Raw genomic sequence first — 26,234 nt, 5'->3', positions numbered from 1 at the left:
TCGTCCATCCGCTTTCCTCGTTGCCAAGTTCATTGGTTCAACAACTGAAAGTGGAAAAGTTATTTCCTCCAGCCTCCTTAGTTTCGGGAAAGGATCCGGCCCTTGTTGTCCACGGCGTAAGTTGCTCCGGAATCGAGCATGATGAAGCCTGGGCCGCATTGACGAAGATCAGGTGAGAAGTCGATGTAGAAGAGGGTGTCGCTCGCTTGGAGCACGGTGGTCTGGATGAAGTCCCACCGTGCCAGGCAGCTGTCAGGCGGCTTCAGTGCATCGGGGTTGAGCCCGGGCGGACGGTAGTCATCCATGGCCACCTTGAGCGCGGCCATCATGGGGCCCGTGAGATGCGTGCCCTGTTCCATTGAATCGGGAAACTTGATGGCAGCGGCTTCCTCCGCAGGCGCGCGCTCGGCTTTTTGATGCTTGTAATAGCCGAAGTGGCTGCACGAAGCAGTGAGACCCGTGAAGCAGGTCATGAGGGCAAGAGTGCTTCTTTTGAAGTGGGTCTTCATCAGGGTAACCAATCCTTGCCGTCGAGCATTTGGATGTCGCCAGCGTCGTTGCTGACTTTCCCGATGGGAACCATCTCCCCGTCTCTCAGAGCGGACACGATGAGGGTGAAGTGATTGTAGAGATAGGCTCTGCATTCTCCCGTTCTTTCCCGGAAGAACATCAGCAAGCTTCGGTCAAAGATTTTCCCCGTGCGCTTGTCCACGAAGCGGGTGGGGCTCCAACGAGTGGCGATACTCAAGTCACGCCGTGAGAACTTCCGGTTATGGGGATGGGTGTGAACTCCACCCAAGATGAGCGCATCCTTGTGGCCAGGATCATTGACCGCCCGGGGAAGCTCGCAGCTTTTCGTCTCCGTTGACAGACTGCTTTTGATGTCGGAAAGGTAGCTGAGGAAGAAAGCATCATGCGTTGGTGAGTAGTAATACAAGGCGCAGTACTCCGAGCCATACAGACCGTTGGAAGAGCCGGGTTCCTGGGTCATGAGTTCACATGCGCTTGCTGCCAGCGTTTCTGGTTTGGTGAAGGGCCCTGCAAGGGGGCCGTCCACTTGAAGCAGTCCGTTCTCCATCCTGCGTACCCGTACGTGAGGATTGCTCGCACACCCCCACGTGAAGCCAAGCTGGCCCATCAAGACCCAGACAAGTGTTTTCAGGCGTTGCCTGTGACGTGATGAGTTCAAGGTGTCGCGGAGGTAGAGGGGCGAGGGAGAGCCAGGATGGGCCAGTAGCATGCCTTTTTCCACTCAACGAATTGCTCGCCGCACGGTGGGGCTTTCCCTTCCGAAAGTGCCCAACATCCACCATTCACCTCAATGGCGGGAGGTTCGCAGGGAGGACGGCGCTGCCCGGGGAACGGCTTTTTCGGCAAGTCGCGGCCGACCCGTTGTTGCATGGGTTCGAGAGATGGGCTGTTTTGAGAGGGGTCAAGCACCGTCTCTGCGAGACCAACCACTCCTTCGTCCTTCTCGTGCCGAGTTCCGGACGTCGAGCGATCTCTCCATGCAGGCCGTTTCTCCCGCCAGGCACCGACGGCCAGTCCCACGGTCATGGCTACTGCGAGCGACAGCCATCCTGACCTGGAGGAGCGTGAGGGCGGAGAGTGGAGCCTTTGTCGCCGGGACAGGAGAGATGGCCGTGGGGTGATGGGCTGATCCGCTGGGGCACGTGAGGTCTGTGCTGCCCGTTCGAGCGCGGAGGCGATGTCTGCCGCAGTGCCTCGCTGCGAGGGCTCATAGGAGAGCATTCGCTCGATGAGCGCGTCCAGTTCCGGCGCCAGTCTCACCCAGGTTCGAGGCGGCACCCGGGCAGGCGCAATGAGCCGGAAGCTGCCCCGGGTCTTCTTGCTCTCCACGGCAGGAGGGTATCTGCCGGTGACGAGCCGGTAGGCGGTTACTCCCAATGCGTACACGTCATCGGTGGGTTGGGCGAGGTAGCGCGCCGTGGGCTCTTGGTGATGCTCCCATTGGAAGCGCAGAGACTCGGGGCTGTAGTACTGCGAAGTTCCCGGCGGCGGCAGGTGGCGCGTGAGCGTGGGCGCGCCCGCGTAGTGGCTGGATCCGAAGTCCACGAGCACTGCATGGCCGCCGGGCCGGACGCGCACGTTGTGGCCCTTCACGTCGCGATGGACTCCTTCCGCGGCGTGGGTGGCCTCCAGTGCTCGGGCCACTTGCGCCAGCAGCCGCAGCACCTGGCGAGACGTCACGGCATGCTCGGCTGCCCAGGTGTACAGGGACACGCCTTCCACCCACTCCATGACGAGGTAGGGGAAGGAGGGGCCACCCGGAGGTGTCCACCAGCCCCGGTCCTGGAGCCTCGGGACATGCGGATGGTGGAGGCGGGAGAGCAGCTCCGCCTCCCGCTCAAACCGGAGATCCTCCGGATGGATCGCCAGCTTCAAGGCGAAGGGGCCGGGAGGCAGCTGCTGCACATGCTCAACGCGATAGACGGTGCCATAGGCGCCCTGGCCGCTCCTGGCCATCAACCGCCATGCTCCAATGAGCGGCTCAAGGCCAGGGGGCATGCCGAGGGTCCTCTTGCGCTGGAAGAGGGAGCGCCTGTCATTCCGGCCCAACCTCGTGATTAATGATGGTCAGCCGGAGCGGCCATCACCGGCGATAAACATTCACATCCATGATTCGAGGGTGACCGTTCAGGCATTGGATGAGGTGTTTATAAATATCACCGCTCGCGCTCATGAACGTTGAAACATGTATCTGGCCACCAGTCAACGCGGGGGTATTGATGGTGATGAACGTCGTTGGGTCCATGAAACTCGCGGCAGCGCAGCTCGTTCCCCCACCCCCTGGTCCAGCAGGGCCCTGCGGTCCAGGGGGCCCCTGGAGCCCTTGAGCCCCTTGGGGGCCTGTGTCGCCCTTAGGACCCGTGTCGCCCTGAAGCCCTTGAGGGCCTTGGGAACCTGTGTCGCCCTTGAGCCCCTGAATTCCTTGAGGGCCCTGGAGCCCCGTGTCGCCCCGAGGACCCCTCGCTCCCGTTGCCCCGGGGGCTCCTGTCTCTCCCTTGGGCCCCTGAGGACCCGCTGCGCCCAGCGTCAGGTAGAACGCATCATTTCGAGCCGGCTCCGAACCAGCCGACACAGTCAAGAGATAGGCGCCCGGTGAACGCAAGAACGCGGAGGGCACGGCAACAACCAAGGCGGTGTCTTGGTTCTGGCGAAGCAACAAGGACATGCCAGCCAACTTGACGATCGGGGCAGCGGTACCAAAGTTGCTGCCATAAATGTAAAACTGTCCGCCCACATAATCGACATCCACATTGGTGACGATCAGTTGTGATGAAGTGTCTGTCGCATGTCCTCTTGGGGCGAAAAGAAAAACAAGCACCATTGCTGGGACGATAAATGCATGCCATGCACTTGGCTTCATTGTACACTTTTCCTGTCTTGACTTACTGCCGGGAACCTTGGGCGCGGGACAGGGGCGGGGACTCCTCCGCCGCGCCCTGGCCGAAGTAGATGCGCTCCAGCAGCTTGCGCTGGTGGATGAGCGGCTTGTCGTAGACGCCCAGGCGCATGCCCTTGAAGCTGTACGGCGTGTTCGCCACCACGGGGATGAACTGGGCATCGTCGCGGATCTCGAACCACGCGAGCAGCCGCTGCGCCCGGCGTACCACCGGCATCAACGGCCGGAAGCGGGGATCCACGAGCTTCAGGAAAGAGAAGACGTGGAAGCGCGTCGTGGCCGCCGTCTCCGGCACCATGAAGATGGCGAAGTGGTGATGGAAGGGGCGCGACTTGCCCGAGGCGTCTTCCCAGTGGATGGAGTAGCCCGTCCGCACCGGATCGAACCGCGTCACCCAGTCGTTGTGGAACACGTCCCCAGGCTGGAGCAGCAGCAGCCGGATGAGCAGGCTCGTCCGCTGGGGGGCGCTGTAGTGCACCTCCGTCCGGTCGTCGAGGTTCTCCGCGGAGAAGTCGATGGCCCCCGTGTCGCGCCCCTCCCACCCCAGGCGCGTGTGGACGAACGGCGTGTGCTCATCCTCGCTGAAGTTGTCGATCGCCACGTGCAGCGGCGCGCGGAAGAGCATGGAGAAGGCCCCCGTGTACTCGTACCCCTCGGGCGCGAAGTCCGGGAAGGCCGACAGCGGGGTGTCCTTTCCCGCCAGCCACAGGTAGTCCTGGCGCTCGAGGAGCTGGAAGGCCCGGGCGTCACACTTCTTCAGGCTGGGCTGGCTCGGACTGTGGCCCTGGCCTTCGGCGGTGAACGTCCAGCCGTGGTAGGGGCACTCCAGCCGCCCGTCCTTGCGCACCCGGCCCGCCGACAGCGGGGCGAAGCGGTGCGGACAGGCATCCGCCAGCGCCGCCGCCTTTCCCGTCCCATCCCGGAACAGGACGTAGGCTTGCCCCGCCACCTCGACCCGTACCGGCTTGTCCCTCAGCTCACGGGCCTTCAGAACGGGATGAAAGAAGCGGGTGATGACATCCGGCATGGCGTCCATGCCGGTGAGCATAGCCGCTCTGTTTAAAGCCCCGCGACCTTGGCGGAGCTGGAGACGGTGTATGCGAAGTCCACCGTCTGCTGAGAGCGGGGCGGGGCGGAGAGCTCGAACCGGGCAATGCCATCCGCGTTCAGCTTCGGAAGGGCTGGCCTGGCCTTGTCCTTGAGCAGCTCGACTTCCACCGCCTCCACCTCCGAGACGGGCATCCGCTCCTCGATGGCGAGCGTCTCGGCCTGGGTGCCCGTGTTGGAGAGGAAGAGCTTCACGAAGTGCGTCCGCACCCGCCGTCCCGTCAGCCGGTTCGTGTCCAGCTTCGTCTCCACCTGCCGGGAGATCCGCAGCGTGTCCTCGCTGCCGAAGCCCAGCTTCAGCCGCTCGCCCACGCCCGCGAAGGCCAGCTGCGCCCGGCCCACGTAGCCGCTCGTGCGCACCAGGTCCACCGGCCCCGCCAGCAGCACCGACGGCCCCGCGTTCTCGAAGCGCGCCACCCGGTGCACCAGCGGCGAGTGCTCCGGCGTGCCCACCAGCTCCGAGGTGGCCGGGGCGGTGAACTGGAACAACGGCACCCGGTGCGGGGCGCCGTCCGAGGGCAACGTCACCCGGTGGGGCGCCTTGAGGGTCAGCGCCTCGCCGCCGTCGTCCAGGCCGGGCATCTCCTCGGTCCGCCGCGCGCCGCCTTCTCCCGTGCTCTGGAGGGCCTCCTCTCGGATGGACACCTCCACCGTCTGCTTCTCCTGCACGGTCTTCTCTCGCAGGAACAGCCGGTCCTCCTCCAGCCTCGGGGGATTGGCCCCCAGGGTGGGGCGCGCCGTCGAGAAGGCCAGCTCCACGTCCGTCCAGTCCTCCTCCGTGCGCTGCCACACCACGGCCTCGCACTCCAGCGTCACGCGCTCGCCGCCCTCCTGGGGCCGCAGCGTGGCGCGGTACGCCGGGCGCCACACGGCGCAGGGGACGAGGTACGCCACCGTCAGCGTCGCCGTGCCGCCCGTGGGGTGGTTCACCTCCACCCGGGCCGAGGTGAGGAGCTTCTGCTCGGGCTGCTCCTGCTGGGCCTGTGCGTTCCTCACTTCGGCCAGCTCCTGCTGGACCCGCGCCTCCCGCTTGCGCGCCTGGCGCAGGGCCTCCTCCGTCGTGATTACCTCGGCCCGCACCAGCGCCAGGTGCTCGCGCCACGTGTCCGGCGCGGCCTTTCCGGCGCCCGCCTCCTCCGAGATGGCACGGAGCACGTCCTGCCGGGCGGCGTTCGCCACGCCGAGCCGCGCCTCCTGCCGCAGGACATCGCCCGCGGCGATCCGCACGGCCTCCTCCAGCGCCTCGATGCGGCGGCCCAGCGCCGTGGCGTGCTCGCGCAGGCCTTCCGGGGGCTGCTCCTTCCAGGCCCGGCTCACGTGCGCGCCGATGACGGTTCCCCCGGAGAGGGACACCTGGAGCGACCGGTCCACCGCGAGCGGCGACAGGCCCTCCACCCGCAGCGGGTGCGGGCCCGGGGGGAGCATCACCTCGCCCCGGCGCTCCACGAGCGCGCGATCCTCCAGGACGGTGACCTTGACGACGGGTAGGGTGACAGGGGGGCTCACTTACGTTCTCCGGTTGCCGCCCTGGAGCATCTTGCTCGAGGGAATCTTGACGTTCCACGACGCGTCCAGCGTCTGCTTCTCTCCGGGCTGCAGCGTCACCCGCCACGCCCGCTCGCCCTCCACCGGCAGCTCTCCGGGCAGGGGCGTGGGCGCGCGCCAGGGGGGCTTCACCTCGGCCTCCTCCACCTTGATGTCCTTCTCGCCCGGGGGCACCACGGGCACCCGCTCCCGCAGCTCCACCGTCACCGGCCGGCCCAGCCGGTTGGCCACCTCCAGCGAGACGCGGTGGGTAAGCACCGTGGCGCCGCCGAAGACGCCGCCCGAGGCCTCGTCGAAGCGCGTGTTGCGCGACACCTTGAGGGACTCCTCCACGCCCAGCCCCAGCCGCTGCGTGGCCCCCGGCGCCAGCGTGGGCAGGGGCGAGCTCATCAGGAACTCGTCCCCGAGCGTCACGTCCACCGGGCCCGCGAGCAGCGCGTGCGGCGTGCGGTTCTCCACCTTCACGGAGCGGAACACCCGCGGCTCCACGGAAGGCACGCACAGGTACTCGGCCGTGAGGCCCACCGGCGCCGAGAACACGGACACGGTGTGCCAGTGCCCGTCCGAGGGCACGTCCATCCGCGCCTCCACGTCATAGCGGTAGTCGAAGTGGGGCGAGGACTCGCGGGGGGGCACCGTCCAGGGCGGCGGGGGCGGGAGCGCGCCCGTCTCTCCGGAGCGCTGGCGCACGAGCAGCAGCGCGGCGATGTCCACCTGGATGTGCAGGGCCGTGAGCGCCAGGAGTTCCTGGGTGTGGGCGGGCTGGGGTTGCAGCTTGCCCCGGCGGCCGGGCTGGTCCGCCGCCCCCAGCTCCAGCGCGCCGTAGTCCAGCAGGCCGCCGCCCAGCTCGAGGCCCGCGAGGGGCTCGGCTTCGTCCTGCTGAAGCGCGGCCCCGCCGAAGCCTCCCAAGCTGCTCTCCTCCTCCGACATGTCCATCAGGGCGTCGTCCATCTCGGCCGGGGCTTCTGGCTCGGCCATGAGCTCTTTGGCGACGCGCTTCTTCCGGAGGCTCTCGCCGCCGCCCCGGGCCATGCTCCGCATGGGCGCGGCGGCGGGGGGCGGGGGCGGGGGCATGGCCGCCACGGGGAACGCGCCGGTGGACCTGCTCGAACCGGGACGCGCCGCCGGGGGCGGGGCGCTGACGCTGGGAGGCTCGGGCTTGGCCTGGGCTTTCGGGGGTGGGGGAGGCAGCGGCGCGCGGCTGCTCGCGGCGTCGTAGCCCGAGAACAGCTCGTCCAGCCCCGGGGGCGGCTCGCGCCAGCCCGAGCGAGCGGGGGGAGGCTGGCGCCGGCCGATGCGCAGGGCCTTCAGCTCGGGCACGTCCGCGCGCCGGTGCAGCTCCGCGGTGGACAGGGAGAGCTTCACGCCCGTCCAGTCCTCGCCCGTGTGCTGGAGCAGTGAGGCGCGCATGCGCAGCGTGCCCCCGTCGAGCGAGCGGGGCATGCGCAGCTCGTAGCCGGGCAACCACCGGGCGCCCTTCACGGCGTACTCCAGGGCCAGGCGCGCCGCGCCCTCCACGCTCCCCAGCTCCGAGAGGGTGAGGGTGGCGGCCCGGTACAGCACCGCCCGCTGGCCGCGCACCGCGGAGGAGCCCTCCTGAATCCGGCGCCGGCGCAGCTCCACCTCCGCCCAGGCATCCCGCTGCCGCCGCTCCAGCTCCAGCTTGCGGACATGCAGGGCCGCCAGCTCCGTGTCGAGGAAGGCGCCCAGGGCGAGCACGGCGGTGGGCGAGGCTTCGCGCGGCGCCTCCCCGGCCTTGGGCTTCAGGAAGGAGGGCCCGAGCTTGCGCAGGGCCTCGAACTCCTTCTGCACCTGCTCGGTCTCGGTGGTGAGGCGGGCGAGCGCCTCCTGGGCCTCTTCGAGCGCGCGGTGCTCCGCGGGGAGGTCCACCTCGGGGGGCAGCTGCACGTCGAAGCCCGTGCGGATGTCCCTCACGGTGAGGCCCGGGGGGCCTTGCAGGAGGGAAGCGCGCAGCGAGCCCGGGGTGAGCCCCGGGGGCAGGCCCTGAATGCGCACCTGGGTGGGCCACCGGCCGTTCTCCGGGGAGAGCGTGGCGACGCGGGTACACAGCGCACCGTCAGCGTGGACGGTGACCGAGTCCAGGACGGAGGGAACGACGAGCATGGGGGCCCCTTTCCATGGGCGACCGCAGGCCCGAGGATGCAGTACTGTTCACGGTGTGACAATCCCTCTCTCGTTCGGTGCCAGAACCTTCTGGGGCCTGTGCTGGCTTGGATTGGTGCTCGTGGTGGTCTTTCCGGGGCCCGCTTCCGCCCAGCGCCGCAGGCGCCTGCGGGAGGATCCGGATCCCATCTGCGAGAACGTCCGCGAGTATCCGTGCACGAAATGGCGCATCGCGGCGCTCGGCTCGGGCGTCATCACGACGGAGGGCGTGTCCGCCGAGGCCGGGATGAAGGCCGGCGTGTCCTGGGTGATTGCCCCCCGGATGGAGGTGGGCGCGGGCTTCCTCATGCTCACCGATGGCCACTGGGACGAGTGGCACGAAGGCTCGCACCTGGGGCTTGTCGAGGCGGTGTTCCGGGTGGCGCCGGTGGCGGGTCCCCATGGGCGCATCTTCCTGGAGTTCTCCCTGGGGGTCGCGGCCCGGGAGGAGCCGGACGTGTCGCTCCTCTCGTTCCCCGCGGGCGGGGTGGCCGCCTCCCTGGAGCTCGCCGTGCCTAATGTGGGCGTCTTCGTCACCGCGGGGCTGTCGGTGCTGCGGATTGAACGGTTGACCGCGTTGCCGCATGTCGGCGCGGGCGTGGTGTTCTAAGGCACCTGCACTGTCATGAGCCATCCCGCACATTCCCCTGTGGCAACGCCCTCCCTGCCGGCCGTGTGGCTCACGCCGGTGGAGCTGGGGTTGCTGGGCGCCATCTGGGGCGCGTCCTTCCTCTTCATGCGCATCGCCGCCAAGGACTTCGGGGCGCTGCCCCTGGTGGAGATCCGGCTGGCGCTGGGAGGGCTCGTGCTGCTGCCCTTTCTCTGGGGCGCGCGCAGGGCGTTCCCGCTCAAGCTGTGGCCGAAGCTGGCGTTGATCGGCGCCATCAACTCCGCGCTGCCGTTCGCGCTGTTCGCCTGGGCCGCGCAGCGTGCCCCGGCCGGCATCGCCGCCATCACCAACAGCACGGCGGTGTTGTTCACCGCCTTGGTGGCCTTCGTCTTCTACGGCGAGCGCATTGGCCCCCGGCGGGTGGTGGCGCTGGCCGTGGGCTTCGGGGGCGTGGTGGTGCTGGCCAGTGGCAAGGCCGCAGGCGCCAACATCGGTGGCGCGGTGGCGGCGGGAACCACGGCCGCGTGTCTGTACGGCACTGGTGTGAACATGGTGAAGCGCCACCTCTCCGGCTTGCCCGCGGGCGCGGTCGCCTCGGCCACGCTGTCCTGCGCGGCGGTGCTGACGCTGCCCTTCGCGGCCGTGGCGTGGCCCACGCAGCCCATTCCGATGGTGTCGTGGTTGTCCGCCGCGGCGCTCGGCGTGCTCTGCTCCGGCATTGCCTATGTCCTGTACTACCGGCTCATCCAGCGCATTGGCGCCTCCCGCGCGGTCACCGTCACCTATCTGGTGCCGCTGTTCGGCGTGGCCTGGGCCTGGCTGTTGCTGGGAGAGCCGCTGACGCTCACGCTGGCGATCGCCGGGACGTTGATCCTGGGCAGCGTAGCGCTCAGCCAGCAGCGGCCCTCCTAGTCCGCGTGGCCGGGGAGGGTGGTATACCCACCCCCGCAGCCTCCTGGAAGGTTCGCAACCCGTGGAGATTTCGTGAGCACCTCCTCCCTTCGTGTCGGCAATGCCTCGGGCTTCTATGGCGATCGCTTCTCGGCCTTCCGCGAGATGCTGGAAGGGGGACCGCTCGATGTCCTCACCGGGGACTATCTCGCCGAGCTGACGATGCTCATCCTCGGCCGGGACCGGATGAAGGATCCGGACGGCGGGTTCGCCAAGACGTTCCTCCGGCAGATGGAGCAGTGCCTGGGGCTCGCCGCCGAGAAGCGGGTGAAGATCGTCACCAACGCGGGAGGCTTGAACCCCGCGGGCCTTGCCGCCGCGCTCCGGGCCCTGGCCGGGCGCCTGGGCGTGAAGGTCCAGATCGCCCACGTCGAGGGGGATGACCTCCTGGGGCGCACGGAGTCCCTGGGGCTGGGTACGCCCATCACGGCGAATGCCTACCTGGGCGCGTGGGGGATCGCCGCGTGCCTGCGCGCGGGCGCGGACATCGTCGTCACCGGGCGGGTGACGGATGCCTCGCTCGTGGTGGGACCGGCCGCCGCGCACTTTGGCTGGAAGCCCGAGGATTGGGACGCGCTCGCCGGGGCGCTGGTGGCGGGCCACGTGCTGGAGTGCGGCGCGCAGGCCACCGGGGGTAACTTCTCCTTCTTCACGGAGCTGGATGTCCGCCGTCCCGGCTTTCCTATTGCGGAGATCGACGCCTCCGGCGCGTGCGTCATCACCAAGCACGAGGGCACCGGGGGCTCGGTGACGGTGGACACGGTGCTCGCGCAGATGCTCTACGAAATCACGGGGGCCCGGTACGCGGGACCCGACGTGACGGCGCGCTTCGATACGGTGGTGCTGTCCCAGGAAGGGCGCGACCGGGTCCGGATCTCGGGAGCCCGGGGAGAGCCGCCGCCGCCCACGGTGAAGGTCTGCTTGAACCACCTGGGCGGGCACCGCAACGAGATGACCTTCGTCCTGGTGGGCTTGGACATCGAGCAGAAGGCGCAGCTCGTCCGCGAGCAGCTCGAGGCCTCCTGGGGCAAGCGGCCCCGGGAAGTCCACTGGACGCTCGTGCGGACCGACCGGGAGGATGCCCCCACGGAGGAGCAGGCCGCGGCGTTCCTGCGCGTCGTGGTGAAGGATCCCGATGCCAAGGTGGTGGGCCGGGCCTTCAGCGGCGCGGCCATCGAGCTGGCCCTGGGGAGCTACCCCGGCTTCACGCTGACGACGCCGCCCGGGGACGGCGCGCCCTATGGCGTGTACACGCCCGCATATATCGATGCGGGCCAGGCGGAGCACATCGCCGTCCTGCCCAGCGGCGAGCGCTCCCGCATTCCCCCGTCGAAGGAGACGCGCGTCCTTGCGCCCGTGGATCCTCCCGCGCTTCCCGCGCCCTGGCCCCCGGGGCCCTCGCGCCGCGTGCCGCTGGGGCGCATCGCCGCCGCCCGGAGCGGCGACAAGGGGGGCACGGCGAACATCGGGCTCTGGGTCCGCACGGACGAGGCGTGGCGGTGGCTGGCGCACGCGCTCACGGTGGATGCGCTCCGGGAGCTGCTCCCCGAGGCGAAGGCCCTTCCCATCGAGCGGCATGTCTTCCCCCAGCTGCGGGGGCTGAACTTCGTCATCGATGGGTTGCTCGGCGAGGGCGTCTCCTCCTCGACGCGGTTCGATCCCCAGGGCAAAGCACTCGGAGAGTGGCTCCGCGCCCGCCATGTCGAGGTGCCCGAGGCGCTCTTGCAGGGAACCGCTCCCGGCTGACGGGACGCGTCATACACGCACGGTGCATGTAGTTTCTTAGGTCATAAAAAACCACGAAACTTCCCGCTGTAGGTTTCCGAGAATCCTCCCAGAACCGTTCCAGGGGCCTCTGCGTTCGGATGCAGGGGCTCCCGGAACCCTCTGGGAGGTCACTCATGGGTCTGGGCGGAATCGTTTCTGGGGCTGCGAATGCTGCGAAGCGGGCTGCGGAGTCGGCGGCGAAGGCAGCGGCGGATGCGGCCAGGAAAGCAGCGGAAGCCGCCCAGCAGGCCGCTCAGAAAGCCGCGGAGACCGCCCAGAAGGGCGTCGCGGAGGCCGGTCAGAAGGTCTCGTCCGTTGTGCAGGAGCAGGCCAAGGACGTCTTCGAAGGCGCCAAGAACGCCGTCGGTGGTGTGACCGACAAGGCGCAGGACCTGGCCAACGGCGCGGTGGACACGGTGCAGAAGGCCGCCGGCGGCGCGGTCAACAAGGTGCAGGGCCTGGCCAACGGCGCGGTGGACAAAGTGCAGGACCTGGCGAGCAACGTGGCCAGCAAGGTGCCCGGTCCCGTGGGTGGAGTGGTCAACAAGGCCCAGAACCTGGTGAGCGGCGCGGTGGACACGGTGCAGGGGGCCGCCAACGGCGTGGTCGACAAGGCCCAGGACGCCGCGAGCAGCGCGGTGGACAAGGTGCAGGACCTCGGCAACGGCACGGTGGACAAGGTGCAGGAGCTGGCCGGGAGCGCGATCGGCAAGTTCCAGGACACCGCCCAGGCCCTGGGCCGGGCGGCGGACTTCGCGGTGAAGAACCCCGGCCAGGTGCTCGACAAGGCCACGGACATCGCCGCCAACGGCCTGGACACGCTGGGGGAGGCCATCCAGAACGCCCCCACGGCCAACCCGATCCAGAAGGTGGCCAACCAGGTCACCGGCGGCGTGCTGCAGACCGGCGCCGATGTGGTGCGAGATCCCGTGGAGACGGCGCGCGCCGCCCAGGACGCGCTCACGCTCAGCTCGGAGGTCGACTCGCTCAAGGAAGGCGAGAGCGCGAAGGTGTCCCTGAGCGGTGAGGGCAACGTCGCCCTCGTGAGCGCCAAGGCCAAGGGCGAGCTGGAAGTCAAACGCAACAAGGAGGCCGACGGCGGTGGCTACACCGTGTCCGTCAACGGCGAGGTCGGCGCCGGCGTGGCCGCCAAGCTGGGCGCGAAGGGCGCGGCGGACGCGGGCGCGAGCGCGTATGGCACCGCGGGCGCCAAGGTGGAGTTCAAGTTCGCCACGGCCGAGGAGGCCAAGCAGGCCACGGACCTCATCTCCCGCGCGGCGGTGACCGCCGGGGCCGGGGTGGCCAACCCCTTGGTGGGCGCGGCCGCCAACCAGGTGCTGGGCGATCCCCTGTCGGAGGTGGCCTCGCTCAAGGACAACGTGAGCGCCATGGAGTTCAAGCTGGGCGCCGAGGGCAGCCTCACCGGCAGCGTGGGCGCCACGGGGCTGGGCGATGTCGTGGGCGTGGGCGCCAAGGCGAGCCTGAACGGCAAGACGGACGCCACCGCGCGCGTCGAGTTCAAGGACGGCCACCCGTCCAAGGTGGCCCTCAAGCAGAGCGTGGAGCTCAGTGGCCAGGTGGGGGCCTCGGCGGGCCTCGACATCCCGGGCAGCAACGGCGCCTCGGCGACCCTCCCCGGGGGCGCGTCCGCCGAGGGCAAGGCCGGGCTGAAGGTGGAGCTGGAGCAGAGCTTCAACCTGCCGAAGGACTTCGATCCCGCCTCGCTCGTGACGGACCCCTCCGGCGCCGCGCGTCAGATCCAGGCCACCGCGCAGGACTCGCAGCAGGTGAAGCTCACCGCCACCGACTCCCGCCAGGGCTCGCTCAAGGGGCTGGGCTTCAATGGCAGCGCGGGCCAGGAGGTGAAGATCGAGATGACCGCCAAGCCGCAGGATCTCGCCCGGAGCGGCGCCGTGGACAGCCTGCTGGAGGGGGACATCGGCCAGGCCGTGACGCAGGCGGGCTCCGCCGTGCAGACGAAGACGACGCTCCAGGAGAAGGTGACCGAGGGCAACAACCTGAGCGTCGGCCTGCACGCGGGCGCGGGCGGGGGCGAGGTGGCGCTGACCACCGAGCGCACCCACCTGGGCGAGACGCGCGAGCTGAGCCCGGAGCAGCTCGCCCAGCACTACCTGCAGGGCGGCTGGGCCACCGAAGCCTTCTCCTGAGTTCCCAGAAGGCCCCGGCGGCAGGCTCAGGCCTGCCGCTGCTGGAAGGGCTCCATCTGGCTCGCGAGCGCCCGCTGGAACGCGGGCCGCGCCTCACAGCGCGCCTTGTACGCCTTCAGCGTGGGGTAGCCGTCGAGCAGGTCCGTGTGGCGCAGGATGCGCAGCACCGTCGACATCAGGAGATCGCCTGCGGTGAAGCGGTCCTCCAGGTACTCGCGGCTGCCCAGACAGGTAGCGAGCTCTCCCAGCCGGGTCTGAATCATCTTCACCACGTCCGGCCGGTGCTGCTTGCCCCACTCCTGGCCGGGGTAGAAGAAGTCGATCTCGGCCAGGTTCTGGAAGTAGATCTCGATCGAGTTGATCGCCGCGAACATCCACGTGATGGCGCGCGCCTTGCCCGCCTCATCGGTGGGCAGCAGCACCTCGCTGCGGGAGGCGATGTGGAGCACGATCGCCCCCGACTCGAACAGGGTGAGGTTTCCCTCCTGGTAGATCGGCACCTGGCCGAACGGCTGGAGCGCGCGGTACTCGCTGGAGGCCTGGACCTGGGGGTCGATCAGCCGGACCTGGTACGGCAGCCCGGCCTCCTCCAGCGCCCAGCGCACCCGGAGGTCTCGAACCACGCCCTGCGCGAACGGCGGTACCCACTGAAACGCACTGATGGTGATCATGTCTGCCCTGTCTCCTCACGGGTGAGCGGTTTCCCAGGAGGGCTTTTGTCACGCCCAGGGCCGGACGCCTACGGGAGCTTCATGACCTGGGCGCCAAAGCCCTCGTCGTGCGTCTGGGTGCCGTAGTTCTTCAGGGCCGTGCGCGCGTCCTGCTCGCTCGAATAGCGGGAATTGCCCCCGAGCGTGAGGTCCGGCTGGATGCCCTGGAGCTTGCCGTCGCTGCCGGTGTGGAGCGGGTTCCAGGTGACGTTGCGGTTCGGATCCTGCGCCATCAGGTTGGGCACCTCCTGCTGGTAGAGCGTGCTGCGCGGATCATGGGTGCGCATGAAGACGTGCGCATCGCCCGTGGGGTTCTGCTGCACGAACTTCTCGGACAGGTGGTTCCACAGCGGCGTGACGGCCTTGGGGTTCTGGTACAGCTCCAGCCCTGAGAAGACCCGGCCCGCGGGGGTGCTCTCCAGCGTGGTGTGGCCGTTCATCTGGGCGTGCTTGCTCACGTCGTACCCGCCGGACCACAGCGCGAGCGGCCCTCCGCCCGGTTCAATCTTCAGGTGTGGGGCCACGTTGTCGGCCACCTGCGCGAAGTGGGGGTTGGGGCCGTGCTGGCCCGACTCGCGGTAGCGCTGCTGCAGCATCACGCCCTTGAGCGTCTGGTTCCACGTCTTGTCGATCTGCGCGTCGTTCATGCCCAGCGACTGGAAGGAGTTCTTGAATGCCGGGTACTCCGGGTGGCTCTGGAACTCGTCCGCATCCAGGCGCTGCGCGGCGGTGCTGCTGGGCCGGCCCTGCTGGAGCGCGGGGGCGATGGCGGACTCCACCGGCAGGCGCGGCTTGGCGAAGTTGTCGTCCCGCCGCACCGGCTGCTGGGGCGCCGCGTTCGGGGTGGGGCGCGGCGTGCTCGGCGAGGGCAGCGAGAGGTTGGGGCGGCGGCGGATCATGGCAGGCTCCAAGGCTGCGGGGGACGTGGCCATCCCTCATTGCGTCTTCCGTGCCACGCTCCCACGGCCCTCCCAGCCCTCCAGAGGCCCGCCAAGTGCCTGAATTTCCAGCCAAGGTAGCGGAAGCAGAGGTGACTTCCCACATCACCCCTGATGAGTGCAGTCACCACCGGAGGGAGCTCAAGGGTGCGGCTCGTGGAGGACCGCCTGTCCAGGTATGTCACGGGCAAGCGCTGGGATCCCAGCGGCGGAGGAGAACGGCGTGGAGCGGAGTGAGCAGGGAAGGGCGGCCTGGGCGGAGCTGGCCCTGGCGGTGGGCGGCTTTGGCATCGGCACGGGCGAGTTCGCCATCATGGGCTTGCTGCCCGAGGTGGCCGGGGAGCTGAACGTGACGGCGCCCCAGGCGGGGCACCTCATCAGCGCCTATGCGCTGGGCGTGGTGGTGGGCGCCCCCGTGCTCGCAGTGCTCACCGCGCGGGCGCCGCGCCGGGCGCTGCTGATGGGGCTGATGGCGGCCTTCGCGGCGGGCAACTTCGCCAGCGCGCTGGCGCCGGGGTACGTGTCCCTGACGCTGCTGCGCTTCCTGACGGGTGTGCCGCACGGGGCGTTCTTCGGCGTGGCGGCGCTGGTGGCGGCGGCGCTGGCGAAGCCGGATGGACGGGCGCGGGCGGTGGGCCGGGTGATGCTCGGGCTGACGGTGGCGACCGTGCTGGGCGCGCCGCTGGCCACCGGGTTCGGGCAGGAGCTGAGCTGGCGGGTGGCCTACGCGGTGGTGGGCGGCATCGGCGTGGTGTCGCTGGGGCTCATCGCGCGGTTCGTGCCCGACTTGAAAGTGGTGGAGGGGGCCAGCCCCCTGCGCGAGCTGGGCGCCCTGGCGCGGGGGCAGGTGTGGCTGACGCTGGCCATTGGCTCGGTGGGCGCGGGAGGCACCTTCGCCGTGTACACGTACATCACCCCGGCGCTGACGGAGCTCGCGGGCATGCGTCCGGCCGTGGTGCCCGCCGTGCTGGCGGTGTTCGGCGTGGGGATGATTCTCGGCAACGTCGTGGGCTCGTGGATGGCGGACCGGGCGTTGATGGCCACCATGGGTGGGATGCTGGTGTGGAACGCGGTGGTGCAGGGCTCCTTCTGGTTCACGGCCCACCACGCCGGGGCGGCGGCGGTGACGGTGCTCCTGATTGGCTGCGGGTTCGCGCTGGTGCCCGCCCTCCAGACGCGGTTGATGGACGTGGCGGCGGACGCGCAGACCCTGGCCGCGTCGCTCAACCACTCCGCCTTCAACGTGGCGAATGCGCTGGGCGCCTGGCTGGGCGGGCTCGCCATCTCGGCGGGCTACGGCTGGTCGTCCACGGGGTGGGTGGGCACCGGGCTGGCGCTGAGCGGACTGGTGGTGTTCGGCGTGTCAGCCACGCTCCAGGCCCGTTCCAGCAAGGCGGCGGCCTCATTCTAAGAAACTGTTAAAAACATCGAATCAGAGTTTTCCGGGCGAAACGTTACGATTCTGGAAACCCGAAATGGACGGTAAAGCCCTCTATGGGCGCGAGGGCGAGACCTGCCCTCCCTTTCCAAGCGGGTTCCATGATTCAGCGTCGGCAGTCAGAGCGATTCTTCCGGGCCGCGTGCGCGGCCCTGTTCCTCACGAGCGCGTGCGCCCCGGAGGCCACCGCCCCCGAGGCTCCGGACGAGGCCACCGGCACCGCCCCTCAGGCGGTCATCGCCGGGGTGAGCTTCAGGACGGTGCTCGGCAGCCGGTACGTGGGCGCGCAGAACAACGGCGGCGGCGCGGTCACCGCGACGGCGACTACCGCGCAGGCGTGGGAGAAGTTCACCCTCGATGACATCAACGGTGGGGCGCTCGAGAGCGGGGACTCGGTCTTCATCGCCGCGGGCACGGGGCAGTACTTCCAGGCCGCCAACGGCGGTGGCTCCACGCTGAACGCCGCCAGCGCGAACCGTCAGGGCTGGGAGACGTTCCGCATCGTCAAGAAGAGCGGCAGCGGGGCGATCGCCAACGGCGACATCGTCGGCCTGCAGACGGTGACGACGGGCCACTGGGTGTCCGCGGAGAACGGCGGCGGCGGCACGGTGTTCGCGTACGGCGGCGCGCTCGGCGACTGGGAGCAGCTGACCATCTCCGGCCTGTCCGGGGGCACCACGCCGCCGCCTCCCACCGGGCGGAAGCGCGTCGTGGGCTACCTGCCGAACTGGTACGGCTCCTACGCGAGCTGGGTGGGCAAGGTGGACTTCGACAAGCTCACGCACGTGAACCTGGCGTTCGCCCTGGGCGATGCGAACGGGCAGCTCCAGCTGGCGCCGGCGAGCGACCTGGCGACGTTCGTGAACGCCGCGCACGCCAAGGGCGTGAAGGTATTCCCCTCGCTGTGCGGCGGTGGCGGCGATGACCGGATCGCGCCCTTCTACCAGCCTGCCCGGGTGGATGCCTTCGTGGACCACATCATCAACTACGTGGTCTCCAACAACATGGATGGCATCGACGTGGACGTGGAGGCGCCGGACCGCATGGGCGCGGTGTATGACACGTTCATCGCGAAGCTGATCGCCAAGGCCCGGCCGCGCGGCCTGCCGGTGACGGCGGCCGTGTCGCAGTGGATGCAGCACGGCATGTCGGACACGACGCTGCGGTCCTTCGACTTCATCACCGTCATGTCCTACGACAACACGGGCACCTGGACGGGGGCGGGGGAGCACTCCAGCTACGCGCAGGCGCAGACGGCGCTGAACTTCTATTCGAACAAGGGCGTGGCGAAGGACAAGATCGTCCTCGGCGTGCCGTTCTACGGGTATTGCTGGGGCAACTGCGGCGGGTCGAGCAGCAAGTACGTGCTCTACAAGGACATCCTGGCGAGCTACTCGAACGCGCCAACCACCGACTGGCTCAACGTGAACGGGGCCCAGTACTCGTACAACGGGCTGGCGACGATGCGCGCCAAGGCCACGCTGGCCAAGCAGTACGGCGGCATCATGATCTGGGAGCTGGCCGGAGACGTGAGCAGCTCCAGCGAGCAGTCCCTGCTGCGCGCCATCGACTCCTCGATCCGCTGAGAGGGTGAAGCCATGCCAACGCTCCATCAGTCCATCCTGATCGCCGCGGCGGCCACGCTGGTGTCGGTGCCCGCGTTCGCGCAAACGAAGCTGGGCATTCCGGACGAGAACATCAGCGCCAGCGGCAGTGACACCAACCTGCCGGTCAACGCGAACGATGGGTGGCTGAACACGCGTTGGTCGGCGAACGCCAGCGAGGGCGAGCAGTGGCTCCAGTACGACCTGGGCAGTTGCCACCAGGTCGCCTATGCCAACCTCGCCTGGTACAACGGCGATTCGCGCAAGTACAACCTCCGGCTCCAGGCGTCGGCGGACGGCAGCACCTGGAGCACGGTGTTCACCGGCACGAACAGCGGCACGACGGCGGCGCTGAAGCCCTACAACTTTGGCGGCCGGGCGGCCCGGTACGTGCGGGTGCTCAGCACCGGCAGCGACGTCAACACCTGGGTCAGCCTGTCGGAGCTGGAGATCTGGACGAACGGGCCGGGCACCTGCTCGGGGCCCGCGCTCGATCCGGGCAAGGCGCCGGGACAGAACTTCGACCTGTCCGGCTACCGGCTCCAGACGTTGGACGGGTCGCTCCAGGTCAAGCAGGTCGACCCCATCAACGCCTACACGGACAAGTACTTCTTCACGGACGCCTCGACCGGGGCGATGACGTTCTCGGTGCCGTCGGGGGCGGGCTCGACCGCCAACTCCCACTATCCCCGCTCGGAGCTGCGAGGCAAGGCCACCTGGAACATGGGCGTGACGCGCACGCTCTCCGTGTCGATGAAGGTGCTTCAGCAGCCCGCCACGGGCCAGATCATCATCGGCCAGATCCATGGCGAGCAGACGGGCGGCTCGGAGCTGCTGAAGCTGCGCTGGACGAACGGCGACATCCTGATGGGGGTGAAGAAGAACTTCGGGGACAGCGAGCAGCGCATCCTCATCAAGAGCGGCATCGCGCTGGGGCAGAACATCGACTACGTCATCAAGCTGGCCGGTTCCACGGTGACGGTGACGGTCAACGGCACGTCGAAGTCGTTCACCTACAACACCGCGTCATGGAGTGCCGTGGACCTGTACTTCAAGCTCGGCGCCTACTCGCAGGATTCCGAGAAGAACGGCACGACCGCCAAGGTCGCGGTGACGGCGCTGAAATAGGAAGGCCGCTCCAGGCCCCCGTTCCCGTGGCCGTGCTGCGCGTGGAACGGGGCTACCGGTTGAAGAACGACACCTGCTGGAATCACGGACCGGCCAGAATCTGGGCGGAAGGCCACCATGACCGGTGAGATCGATTGGGAACCCATTCGCGCCCTAGGACAGCGCGTGATCGAGCGCGGTGAACCGCTCGAACTCTCGGACGAGGTGCGCGCGCTCTTGCAGCGGTCAGCAGAAGAGGTAGCGCTCTCTCCAGACGACGCAGAGAACGCTCTACGCAGTGTTCCCACGGCCACCTCGCTGCTGGGGGAGATCAGGCGTCGCATCCGTGAGGGCTCAGCCCAACTCGGCGCGGCCACAATCCGGGCGTATGACCTCCGGGATGATGGGGACCTGGACGGTGCGTGCAGGCAGATGGAAGAGGTGCTCGCCGTTGAGGTCGTACCGCTGTACCGGGAGCGCGCCGAAGCCATGCTCCGCGAGATGACCCGGCTCAAGTCGGTTGCCGCGAGCGGACAGGTCGATCCGAAGCTCTCCGATCGGGCTCTGGTCCCGATCTTTCTGCATCGTGTTCAGCAAGGGCACCCACTGGAACTCAACGAGGGAATGCGCACTTTCCTGCGACGGTCCGCCGCTGACGTGGGCATGAGCGAGACCGAGACGGAAGAGGCACTGGCAAGCCCTGAGCGCGCAGGGGCGCTTCTCGGGCAGATCATGGGGCGCCTCCGTGAGGCCTCAGACCGGCTTGAGAGCGCCATGGACCGGATGGCGGAACTGCAGGACGCTGGCGATCTCGAAGGGGCACGCCAGCAAATTCGCGACTGGCTGGCCGTGGAAGTTGTCCCGAGATTCCGCCGTGCCGCCGAGGAGCAGCTCGCGTACTTGGACGACCCAGAACCTCCAGGTTGAGCGCCGGATCCGCCTCGCACGCCACGCCCAGGCCGTCCACGGCGGCGTATCAGGTTAGCTACCGGTTGAAGAACGACACCTGCTGGAAGCGCAGACCGGCCAGAATCTGGTCCACTCGCGTGCTGGACAGGGACCCGATGCGTTCACCCAGGCGGGCCTTGTCGACCGAGGAGATCTGCGAGACGACCACCACGCTCTGCTTGGGAAGGTTTCCTTCGCCCACCTCCAGCAGAACGTTTCCCGGCTCGGTGGCCCGGTGCAGATTCGACGTCAGCGCGCATACAACGACGGTGGTGATGCGCGAGTGGTTGAAGATGTCGTCCTGAACCACCACGTGGGGATGGGAGTAGGCCGGGGCAGGACCCCTTGAGTCATCGGGCCCAAGCCAGAAGATATCTCCGCGGTTGATGCTCACGGGAGGCGTGCCCGTGGGCGCTCCTGTGTCCGTCTTCATTTCGCGCTCGCTATTCCCAGCCAGTAGAGACCTCGCCGGGTGCGCAGGATCTGCTCCAAGAACTTCGCGAACGAGTGGGTGATTTGCTTGCAATATGCTGGATCCGGCCACGCTTCATGATCCCCATCGAAGAGGGGGTAACGGCCGTTCTCCTGTCGAGCCACGTCTACCATGACGTAGTTGCCATCCTGCACATCGCAGAGTGCGTAGGTCGAAGCGGGTCCCCACTTGTCATCGTCCTCGCCGTAGATGGAGACACGCGCCCGGATGATCTTGGTCAGTGGAAGAATGCGATAAGGCGTGTCCGGCAACCGCTCAATCAGTTCTGCCCCATTGCAGTGTAAGTAGAAGGTGCGCAGATCAGGGTCCAACTTCCAGCCCACCCGCTGCTCGAAAGTATCAATCTCCTCAGGGGAGGCGGGCGGGTATGGAAAGTGCTCGCGGGAAATCTCGTCGAGCAAATCGGTCATAGACATGGCGAGCACTGGTCTTAAGGAATCTTCGATTGTTCGCGAAGCACGTCTTCAGCAAGGGATTTATCGTTTGGACGCAACCTACCGGAATGCATCGACGGCGAAAGCAGCCGCGATCGAACCGTCGAGGATGGCGGTTCCCGGCTTCGACTCGGGCCGTTTCCGCATCTGGTCCTCCCCCAGCCGGGCGACCGCGCAGAGTGGAATCTTCTCGCCGTCCGGAGGGTGCGCCTCGTAATACCGGATGACGACCTGAGGCCCGCTCGTCCACACCTGCCCATACAAGCGGGTAGGCCCCTCCAGCGTGCCAAAGTCCTCTTTCAGGACGCTCTCGATCGGTCCGTCGTAGAGCGTGATGCGTCGGCTCCGGATCTGGTTCGCATCCAGCTCCACCAACGCACTGTCTCCGACGCGCAGCCTCATGTAGCGCATCGCCTTCAGCGCTTCTTCTGGGCACTCCTGGGGGCCTGGAGTGCCGTCCGGGCGCAGCGCCACGCCACCGGCCGTGGTGCAGGCGGACGTCGCGGACAGGAGGAGGGTGCTCAGGAGTGCTTTGGGGGCGGGCATGAGCGGCACTTCTACTTCTGAATGAGGGTGCGTTCCATCGTCACCATCACTTGGAGGAGGCCATCCCCACCGAAGAGCGGGAGGGCGAGATCCACGAGTTCTCCCGTCTCTGTTTCGAAAGCACTCTGGTCCGCGACCACCGCGCTCCTCCCTGTTCGACCAGGGATGAGGGAGCTTCGGTCCCTGCGCAGTGCGAAGGAGCGGGCTGTGATGCTGGAGATCTCGAAGGGGCACGTCAGCAGATCCGCGACTGGCTGGCTGTGGAGGTCGTTCCAAGATACCGCCGTGCCGCGGAGGAGCAGCTCGCGTACCTGGATGAACTGCCTCCGACGCCATGACCACTCCGGATTGGTAGAGCGCATTACCTGAAGGCATCGACGACGTAGGCCGCAGCGACGGAGCCATCAAGAATGGCGGTTCCTGGTTGAGACTCGGGCCGTTTCTTCATCTGGTCGTAGCTGAGCCGGGCCACCGCGCAGATAGGAAGTTTCGCGCTGTCTGGAGGGTGGGCTTCATAGTAGCGGATGACCACCTGCGGACCGCTCGTCCAGACCTGTCCGTACAGGCGCGTCGTCGCCTCAAGCGTGCCAAACTCTTCCTTCAGAACGCTCTCAATGGGGCCGTCGTAGAGCGTGATGCGCTTGCTCCTCAATTGGTTCGCGTCAAGTTCCACCAAAGAGGCATCCCCGACGTGTAGCTTCAGCGCCTCCATTATTTTTTGGGCTTCTTCGGAACATTTCTGAGGGCCTGGCGTGCCATCCCGACGCAACGCCACGCCACCAGACGTGGCACAGCCGAGCGATGCCGCAAGGAGAATGGACGTGCTGAGAAGAAGGCGGTTCTGGGTGAGCATCACCGGCATTTCTACTGCCGAATCAGCGTGTGATCCATTGTGACGGCCACCTGAAGGAGCCCATCTCCACGGAAAATCAGGAGGGAGAGGTCGACGAGTTTCCCCTCTTGGTCGAAGGCGCTTTCGTCCACCACGACCGCGATCTTTCCGGACTGACCCGGAGCAAGTTCGGTCCGATCCATACGAAGAGCGAAGGGTTTTTTCGTGTGGCTGGTGAAGTCCCGGGTCACGTAGGCACCATCAAACGTCCAGGGGGCTTCGTCGCCAGTGTTCGTCAGGTGAACCAGAACCGCTGCCTTCCCGGGACCCGAAAAGATTTCGACAACCATGGCCATGCCGTCGTTCTTCGGACGGTAAACGGCTTGACGCCGAAACGGCGTTTTCTTCACGTCCCCCTTGAAGAGGAGCGTCGCATAAGCGTGGTCGATGGACTGTTCCTCCCTCTTGAGCCGCTCGTTCTCGTCGCGGAGCTCGCTCTCGCGCTGGAGGGCGTCGTTGAGGGAGAAGAGCACCGCGTTGTAGCTGTCGGGATCCTTGAACACGTTGACCTGATGGTCGGTGAAGGGCGTCCAGCCCAGGTCCTGCTTGTCCCAGGGTGGCCGCACCAGGAACGGGATCTCCGTCCCGTCCACGAGCGTCACGAGCAGAGGCACCCCTTCGTCACGGCCGAGGTTGCGAAGCGGCTCGATGACCACCTTCTTGCTCCCAACGAGCAACGGCTCGAACCGGCCTTCCCACCCCAGGAGCTTCGTCTTGGCGGGGTCCACCTCCTGGTCGAACCGGAGGACCGTCACCACCTGTCCAGAGACGTGGATGTTGTGCGTGGCGGTACTCGGATGCTCCGACAGCTTGAGCGTCCGGAGCACGATCCGATCGTCCGGCAGCCTGGCCCAGGCCGAGGGAGCCACGAGGAGGAGAAGCAGGGCAGACGCGGAGGCGGAAGGACGCATCAACCGGGAAACCTAACCGATAGGCTTCCCGGCGTCCAACCTCCCAGGTGGGTGGTCTCCTTCGCCTACTTCCAGGACAGGTGCAGGGATGGGTTGTGGCGCCAGTACACGTCGTGCTCGCGGATCACCCCGCACCCCTGGCCGCGGTACTGAGGATGCAGGTGGGATGCGTGCCCCTGGCCTGTCTCAATACAGCAAGGAGAGAACGGGAGTGTATTCGTCGTAGGTAGGTCCCCCATCGCTGAGCTGGCCGCTTCCGTTGGACCCCCAGCCCCACACCGTGCCATCCGAGCGCACCACCAGCGAGTGAGAGTCGCCCGCCGCCACAGCCGCCCCCCCACTCAACCCTGGCACCGCCCCAGGCGCCCTGCGGCTGCTGTAGGTGCCATCCCCGAGCTGGCCGCTTCCGTTGGCCCCCCAGCCCCACACCGTGTTGTCCGAGCGCAGCGCCAGCGAGTGGCCGTAGCCCGCCGCCACGGCCACCCCCCCGCTCAACCCCGGCACCGCCCCAGGCACCTTGCGGTTGCTCGTGGTGCCATCGCCCAACTGGCCGTAGGCGTTGAGCCCCCAGGCCCACACCGTGCCGTCCGAGCGCAGCGCCAGCGAGTGGCCGAGGCCCGCCGCCACGGCCGTCACCCCGCTCAACCCGGGCACCGCCCCAGGCACCGGGCGGCTGGTCGTGGTGCCATCGCCCAACTGGCCGGAGGAGTTGTACCCCCAGGCCCATACGGTGCCGTCCGAGCGCACCGCCAGCGAGTGGCTGTCGCCTGCCGCCATGGCCACCACCCCGCTCAATCCTGGCACCGCCCCAGGCACCGTGCGGTTGCTGTAGAGGCCATTCCCCAACTGGCCGGAGGCGTTGTACCCCCAGGCCCACACGGTGCCGTCCGAGCGCAGCGCCAGCGAGTGGCGGGCGCCCGCCGCCACGGCCACCACCCCGCTCAAGCCTGGCACCGCCACGGGCACCGTGCGGGTGAGGGTGGTGCCATCGCCCAGCTGGCCGTAGATGTTGTACCCCCAGGTCCACACCGTGCCGTCCGAGCGCAACGCCAACGCATGGCTAACGCCCGCCGCCACGGCTGTCACCCCGCTCAACCCAGGCACTGCCCCAGGTACCGTGCGATTGCCCGTGGTGCCATCCCCCAGCTGGCCGGCGGAGTTGTCCCCCCAGGCCCACACGGTGCCGTCCGAGCGCAGCGCCACCGAGTGGGCGGCGCCCGCCGCCACGGCCACCCCCGCGCTCAACCCTTGCACCGCCACAGGCGCCGTGCGGGTGTGCGTGGTGCCAGTGCCCAGCTGGCCGGAGGCGTTGTCCCCCCAGCCCCACACTTTGCCGTCCGCGCGCACCACCTGCGAGGAGTACTGGCCCGCCGCCAGGGCCATCACCTCGCTCAAGCCTGGCACCGCCGCAGGCACCGTGCGGTTGACGGTGGTGCCATCCCCGAGCTGGCCGTAGGCGTTGTACCCCCAGGTCCACACCGTGCCGTCCGGGAGCAACGCCAGCGAGTGGGAATGGCCCGCGGCCACGGCCGTCACCTCGCTCAAGCCTGGCACCGCCACAGGCACCGTGCGGTTGACGGTGGTGCCATCGCCCAACTGGCCGTAGAGGTTGTGCCCCCAGGCCCACACCGTACCGTCCGAGCGCAGCGCCAGCGAGTGGCCGTGGCCTGCCTCCACGGCCGTCACGCCGCTCAAGCCTGGCACCGCCACAGGCACCTTGCGGTTGCTCGTGGTGCCATCGCCCAACTGGCCGTAGAGGTTGGCCCCCCAGGTCCACACCGAGCCGTCCGTGCGCAACGCCAACGAGTAATATTGGCCCGCCGCCACGGCCACCACCCCGCTCAAGCCCGGCACCGCCACAGGCGCCCTGCGGTGGGTCGTGGTGCCATCCCCCAGCTGGCCGGAGTCGTTGTATCCCCAGGTCCGCACCGTGCCGTCCGAGAGCAACGCCAGCGAGTGGGAATGGCCCGCCGCCACGGCCACCACGCCGCTCAACCCGGGCACCGCCACGGGCAGCGTGCGGTTGAGCGAGGTGCCATCGCCCAACTGGCCGTAGGCGTTGGACCCCCAGATCCACACCGTCCCGTTCGAGCGCAACGCCACCGAGTGGTTCTGGCCCGTGGCGACGGCCACCACCCCGCTCAAGCCTGGCACCGCCCCAGGCACCGAGCGGCTGTTCGTGGTGCCATCGCCCAGCTGGCCGTAGGTGTTATCCCCTGTGGCCCACACGGTCCCGTTGGGACGTATCGCCAAGGAATGTTCCCCCCCCGCGGAGAGACGGGCCCTGGCCTGAGAACTCCAGAGCGGCGAGCGGTGCGACGCCTGTTCTTCCGTCTCGACCGTGGCCTGCCCACAGCCCACGGCCAGCCAAAGCCCAAGCCCTACCGTCAACATCCTCTTCATCCATCCCTGACTGCGCTGCATTCGGAAACCCCTGGGTCCTGACGCTTGAAAAGCGGTGAATCCAGTTAATCC

The 26,234-nt window shown here is 68.0% G+C and carries 22 protein-coding genes and 1 pseudogene; 9 read left to right on the top strand and 14 right to left on the bottom strand.

The genetic code is table 11. The annotated features are described in order from the left end of the window. Positions 1–77: 77 nt before the first annotated feature. The 6 genes from KY661_RS17805 to KY661_RS17780 form a co-directional block, all read right to left on the bottom strand. Positions 78–509: a hypothetical protein gene (locus tag KY661_RS17805; protein WP_225411330.1), complete on the bottom strand. Its 432-nt coding sequence runs from the start codon at positions 507–509 to the stop codon at positions 78–80. After that, positions 509–1,078, bottom strand: coding sequence for a hypothetical protein (locus KY661_RS17800; RefSeq protein WP_225411329.1), 570 nt, complete (start codon positions 1,076–1,078; stop codon positions 509–511). Before KY661_RS17800 ends, KY661_RS17805 begins: the two co-directional genes overlap by 1 nt. Positions 1,079–1,185: 107 nt before the next feature. Further along, positions 1,186–2,487 (bottom strand): serine/threonine-protein kinase, encoded by a 1,302-nt coding sequence (locus KY661_RS17795; RefSeq protein ID WP_317987276.1) that lies wholly within the window; start codon positions 2,485–2,487, stop codon positions 1,186–1,188. A gap of 926 nt (positions 2,488–3,413) precedes the next feature. Continuing rightward, a complete protein-coding gene (locus KY661_RS17790) occupies positions 3,414–4,475 on the bottom strand; it encodes a Rieske 2Fe-2S domain-containing protein (protein WP_225411327.1) in 1,062 nt (353 codons plus the stop codon). An 11-nt stretch (positions 4,476–4,486) separates the two neighbouring features. Next, complete coding sequence (locus tag KY661_RS17785; RefSeq protein ID WP_225411326.1) at positions 4,487–6,040, bottom strand: mucoidy inhibitor MuiA family protein; 1,554 nt, start codon at positions 6,038–6,040, stop codon at positions 4,487–4,489. After that, positions 6,041–8,203, bottom strand: a complete 2,163-nt coding sequence (locus KY661_RS17780; RefSeq protein WP_225411325.1) for a DUF4139 domain-containing protein — start codon at positions 8,201–8,203, stop codon at positions 6,041–6,043. 121 nt (positions 8,204–8,324) lie between these two features. Here KY661_RS17780 and KY661_RS17775 point away from each other — a divergent pair, with 121 nt between their 5' ends. The 4 genes from KY661_RS17775 (at position 8,325) to KY661_RS17760 (ending at position 13,738) form a co-directional block, all read left to right on the top strand. Then, complete coding sequence (locus tag KY661_RS17775; protein ID WP_225411324.1) at positions 8,325–8,852, top strand: hypothetical protein; 528 nt, start codon at positions 8,325–8,327, stop codon at positions 8,850–8,852. A gap of 15 nt (positions 8,853–8,867) precedes the next feature. Further along, a complete protein-coding gene (locus tag KY661_RS17770) occupies positions 8,868–9,764 on the top strand; it encodes a DMT family transporter (RefSeq protein ID WP_225411323.1) in 897 nt (298 codons plus the stop codon). A 72-nt stretch (positions 9,765–9,836) separates the two neighbouring features. Then, the gene (locus tag KY661_RS17765) at positions 9,837–11,549 is read left to right on the top strand and encodes an acyclic terpene utilization AtuA family protein (protein WP_225411322.1); all 1,713 of its coding nucleotides are present in this window, start codon (positions 9,837–9,839) and stop codon (positions 11,547–11,549) included. Positions 11,550–11,704: 155 nt separating this feature from the next. Beyond that, a complete protein-coding gene (locus KY661_RS17760) occupies positions 11,705–13,738 on the top strand; it encodes a hypothetical protein (RefSeq protein ID WP_225411321.1) in 2,034 nt (677 codons plus the stop codon). Between the two features lie 26 nt (positions 13,739–13,764). On the opposite strand, the gene KY661_RS17755 is transcribed toward KY661_RS17760, so the two are convergent. Further along, on the bottom strand, positions 13,765–14,409 hold the full coding sequence (locus KY661_RS17755; RefSeq protein WP_225411320.1) for a glutathione S-transferase family protein: 645 nt from the start codon (positions 14,407–14,409) through the stop codon (positions 13,765–13,767). A gap of 68 nt (positions 14,410–14,477) precedes the next feature. Further along, complete coding sequence (locus KY661_RS17750) at positions 14,478–15,347, bottom strand: hypothetical protein (protein ID WP_225411319.1); 870 nt, start codon at positions 15,345–15,347, stop codon at positions 14,478–14,480. Between the two features lie 262 nt (positions 15,348–15,609). Here KY661_RS17750 and KY661_RS17745 point away from each other — a divergent pair, with 262 nt between their 5' ends. The 4 genes from KY661_RS17745 (at position 15,610) to KY661_RS17730 (ending at position 20,462) form a co-directional block, all read left to right on the top strand. After that, complete coding sequence (locus KY661_RS17745; protein WP_225411318.1) at positions 15,610–16,797, top strand: MFS transporter; 1,188 nt, start codon at positions 15,610–15,612, stop codon at positions 16,795–16,797. A gap of 128 nt (positions 16,798–16,925) precedes the next feature. After that, on the top strand, positions 16,926–18,410 hold the full coding sequence (locus KY661_RS17740; protein ID WP_225411317.1) for a glycosyl hydrolase family 18 protein: 1,485 nt from the start codon (positions 16,926–16,928) through the stop codon (positions 18,408–18,410). Positions 18,411–18,422: 12 nt separating this feature from the next. After that, positions 18,423–19,556 (top strand): polysaccharide lyase family 7 protein, encoded by a 1,134-nt coding sequence (locus tag KY661_RS17735; protein WP_225411316.1) that lies wholly within the window; start codon positions 18,423–18,425, stop codon positions 19,554–19,556. A 117-nt stretch (positions 19,557–19,673) separates the two neighbouring features. Continuing rightward, positions 19,674–20,462 (top strand): DUSAM domain-containing protein, encoded by a 789-nt coding sequence (locus KY661_RS17730; RefSeq protein ID WP_225411315.1) that lies wholly within the window; start codon positions 19,674–19,676, stop codon positions 20,460–20,462. A gap of 58 nt (positions 20,463–20,520) precedes the next feature. On the opposite strand, the gene KY661_RS17725 is transcribed toward KY661_RS17730, so the two are convergent. From KY661_RS17725 to KY661_RS17715, 3 genes are all read right to left on the bottom strand, one after another. After that, a complete protein-coding gene (locus tag KY661_RS17725) occupies positions 20,521–20,916 on the bottom strand; it encodes a type II toxin-antitoxin system PemK/MazF family toxin (protein ID WP_225411314.1) in 396 nt (131 codons plus the stop codon). Then, positions 20,913–21,386, bottom strand: coding sequence for an SMI1/KNR4 family protein (locus KY661_RS17720; RefSeq protein ID WP_225411337.1), 474 nt, complete (start codon positions 21,384–21,386; stop codon positions 20,913–20,915). Before KY661_RS17720 ends, KY661_RS17725 begins: the two co-directional genes overlap by 4 nt. Before the next feature lie 84 nt (positions 21,387–21,470). Next, positions 21,471–21,956, bottom strand: coding sequence for a serine/threonine protein kinase (locus KY661_RS17715; RefSeq protein ID WP_225411313.1), 486 nt, complete (start codon positions 21,954–21,956; stop codon positions 21,471–21,473). A 50-nt stretch (positions 21,957–22,006) separates the two neighbouring features. Between KY661_RS17715 and KY661_RS17710 the strand changes: the two genes are divergently transcribed. Then, positions 22,007–22,294: a DUF2379 family protein gene (locus KY661_RS17710; protein ID WP_225411312.1), complete on the top strand. Its 288-nt coding sequence runs from the start codon at positions 22,007–22,009 to the stop codon at positions 22,292–22,294. 23 nt (positions 22,295–22,317) lie between these two features. Here the strand turns inward: KY661_RS17710 and KY661_RS17705 are convergent, their stop codons facing one another. The 3 genes and pseudogenes from KY661_RS17705 to KY661_RS17695 all read right to left on the bottom strand — a co-directional run. Beyond that, entirely contained in the window at positions 22,318–22,809 is a 492-nt protein-coding gene (locus KY661_RS17705) for a serine/threonine protein kinase (protein WP_225411311.1), read from the bottom strand. Between the two features lie 11 nt (positions 22,810–22,820). Beyond that, positions 22,821–23,759: a DUF2381 family protein gene (locus tag KY661_RS17700; protein WP_225411310.1), complete on the bottom strand. Its 939-nt coding sequence runs from the start codon at positions 23,757–23,759 to the stop codon at positions 22,821–22,823. Positions 23,760–23,945: 186 nt separating this feature from the next. Then, positions 23,946–26,057, bottom strand: a pseudogene (locus KY661_RS17695) (RCC1 domain-containing protein); the annotation flags it as partial. Positions 26,058–26,234: the final 177 nt, after the last annotated feature.

It is taken from the genome of Allostigmatella hybrida, from assembly GCF_020103775.1.
In the GTDB taxonomy this organism is placed as follows: Bacteria; Myxococcota; Myxococcia; order Myxococcales; family Myxococcaceae; genus Hyalangium; species Hyalangium aurantiaca.
This window is presented reverse-complemented; position numbering and strand designations above follow the sequence as displayed.

Bases quoted from the DNA above. Each gene is read 5' to 3' on its own strand.
- KY661_RS17805 (WP_225411330.1), bottom strand. From the start codon at position 509: ATGAAGACCCACTTCAAAAGAAGCACTCTTGCCCTCATGACCTGCTTC.
- KY661_RS17800 (WP_225411329.1), bottom strand. From the start codon at position 1,078: ATGGAGAACGGACTGCTTCAAGTGGACGGCCCCCTTGCAGGGCCCTTC.
- KY661_RS17795 (WP_317987276.1), bottom strand. From the start codon at position 2,487: ATGGCCAGGAGCGGCCAGGGCGCCTATGGCACCGTCTATCGCGTTGAG.
- KY661_RS17790 (WP_225411327.1), bottom strand. From the start codon at position 4,475: ATGCTCACCGGCATGGACGCCATGCCGGATGTCATCACCCGCTTCTTT.
- KY661_RS17780 (WP_225411325.1), bottom strand. From the start codon at position 8,203: ATGCTCGTCGTTCCCTCCGTCCTGGACTCGGTCACCGTCCACGCTGAC.
- KY661_RS17770 (WP_225411323.1), top strand. From the start codon at position 8,868: ATGAGCCATCCCGCACATTCCCCTGTGGCAACGCCCTCCCTGCCGGCC.
- KY661_RS17760 (WP_225411321.1), top strand. From the start codon at position 11,705: ATGGGTCTGGGCGGAATCGTTTCTGGGGCTGCGAATGCTGCGAAGCGG.
- KY661_RS17755 (WP_225411320.1), bottom strand. From the start codon at position 14,409: ATGATCACCATCAGTGCGTTTCAGTGGGTACCGCCGTTCGCGCAGGGC.
- KY661_RS17750 (WP_225411319.1), bottom strand. From the start codon at position 15,347: ATGATCCGCCGCCGCCCCAACCTCTCGCTGCCCTCGCCGAGCACGCCG.
- KY661_RS17740 (WP_225411317.1), top strand. From the start codon at position 16,926: ATGATTCAGCGTCGGCAGTCAGAGCGATTCTTCCGGGCCGCGTGCGCG.
- KY661_RS17735 (WP_225411316.1), top strand. From the start codon at position 18,423: ATGCCAACGCTCCATCAGTCCATCCTGATCGCCGCGGCGGCCACGCTG.
- KY661_RS17730 (WP_225411315.1), top strand. From the start codon at position 19,674: ATGACCGGTGAGATCGATTGGGAACCCATTCGCGCCCTAGGACAGCGC.
- KY661_RS17725 (WP_225411314.1), bottom strand. From the start codon at position 20,916: ATGAAGACGGACACAGGAGCGCCCACGGGCACGCCTCCCGTGAGCATC.
- KY661_RS17720 (WP_225411337.1), bottom strand. From the start codon at position 21,386: ATGACCGATTTGCTCGACGAGATTTCCCGCGAGCACTTTCCATACCCG.
- KY661_RS17715 (WP_225411313.1), bottom strand. From the start codon at position 21,956: ATGCCCGCCCCCAAAGCACTCCTGAGCACCCTCCTCCTGTCCGCGACG.
- KY661_RS17705 (WP_225411311.1), bottom strand. From the start codon at position 22,809: ATGCTCACCCAGAACCGCCTTCTTCTCAGCACGTCCATTCTCCTTGCG.
- KY661_RS17700 (WP_225411310.1), bottom strand. From the start codon at position 23,759: ATGCGTCCTTCCGCCTCCGCGTCTGCCCTGCTTCTCCTCCTCGTGGCT.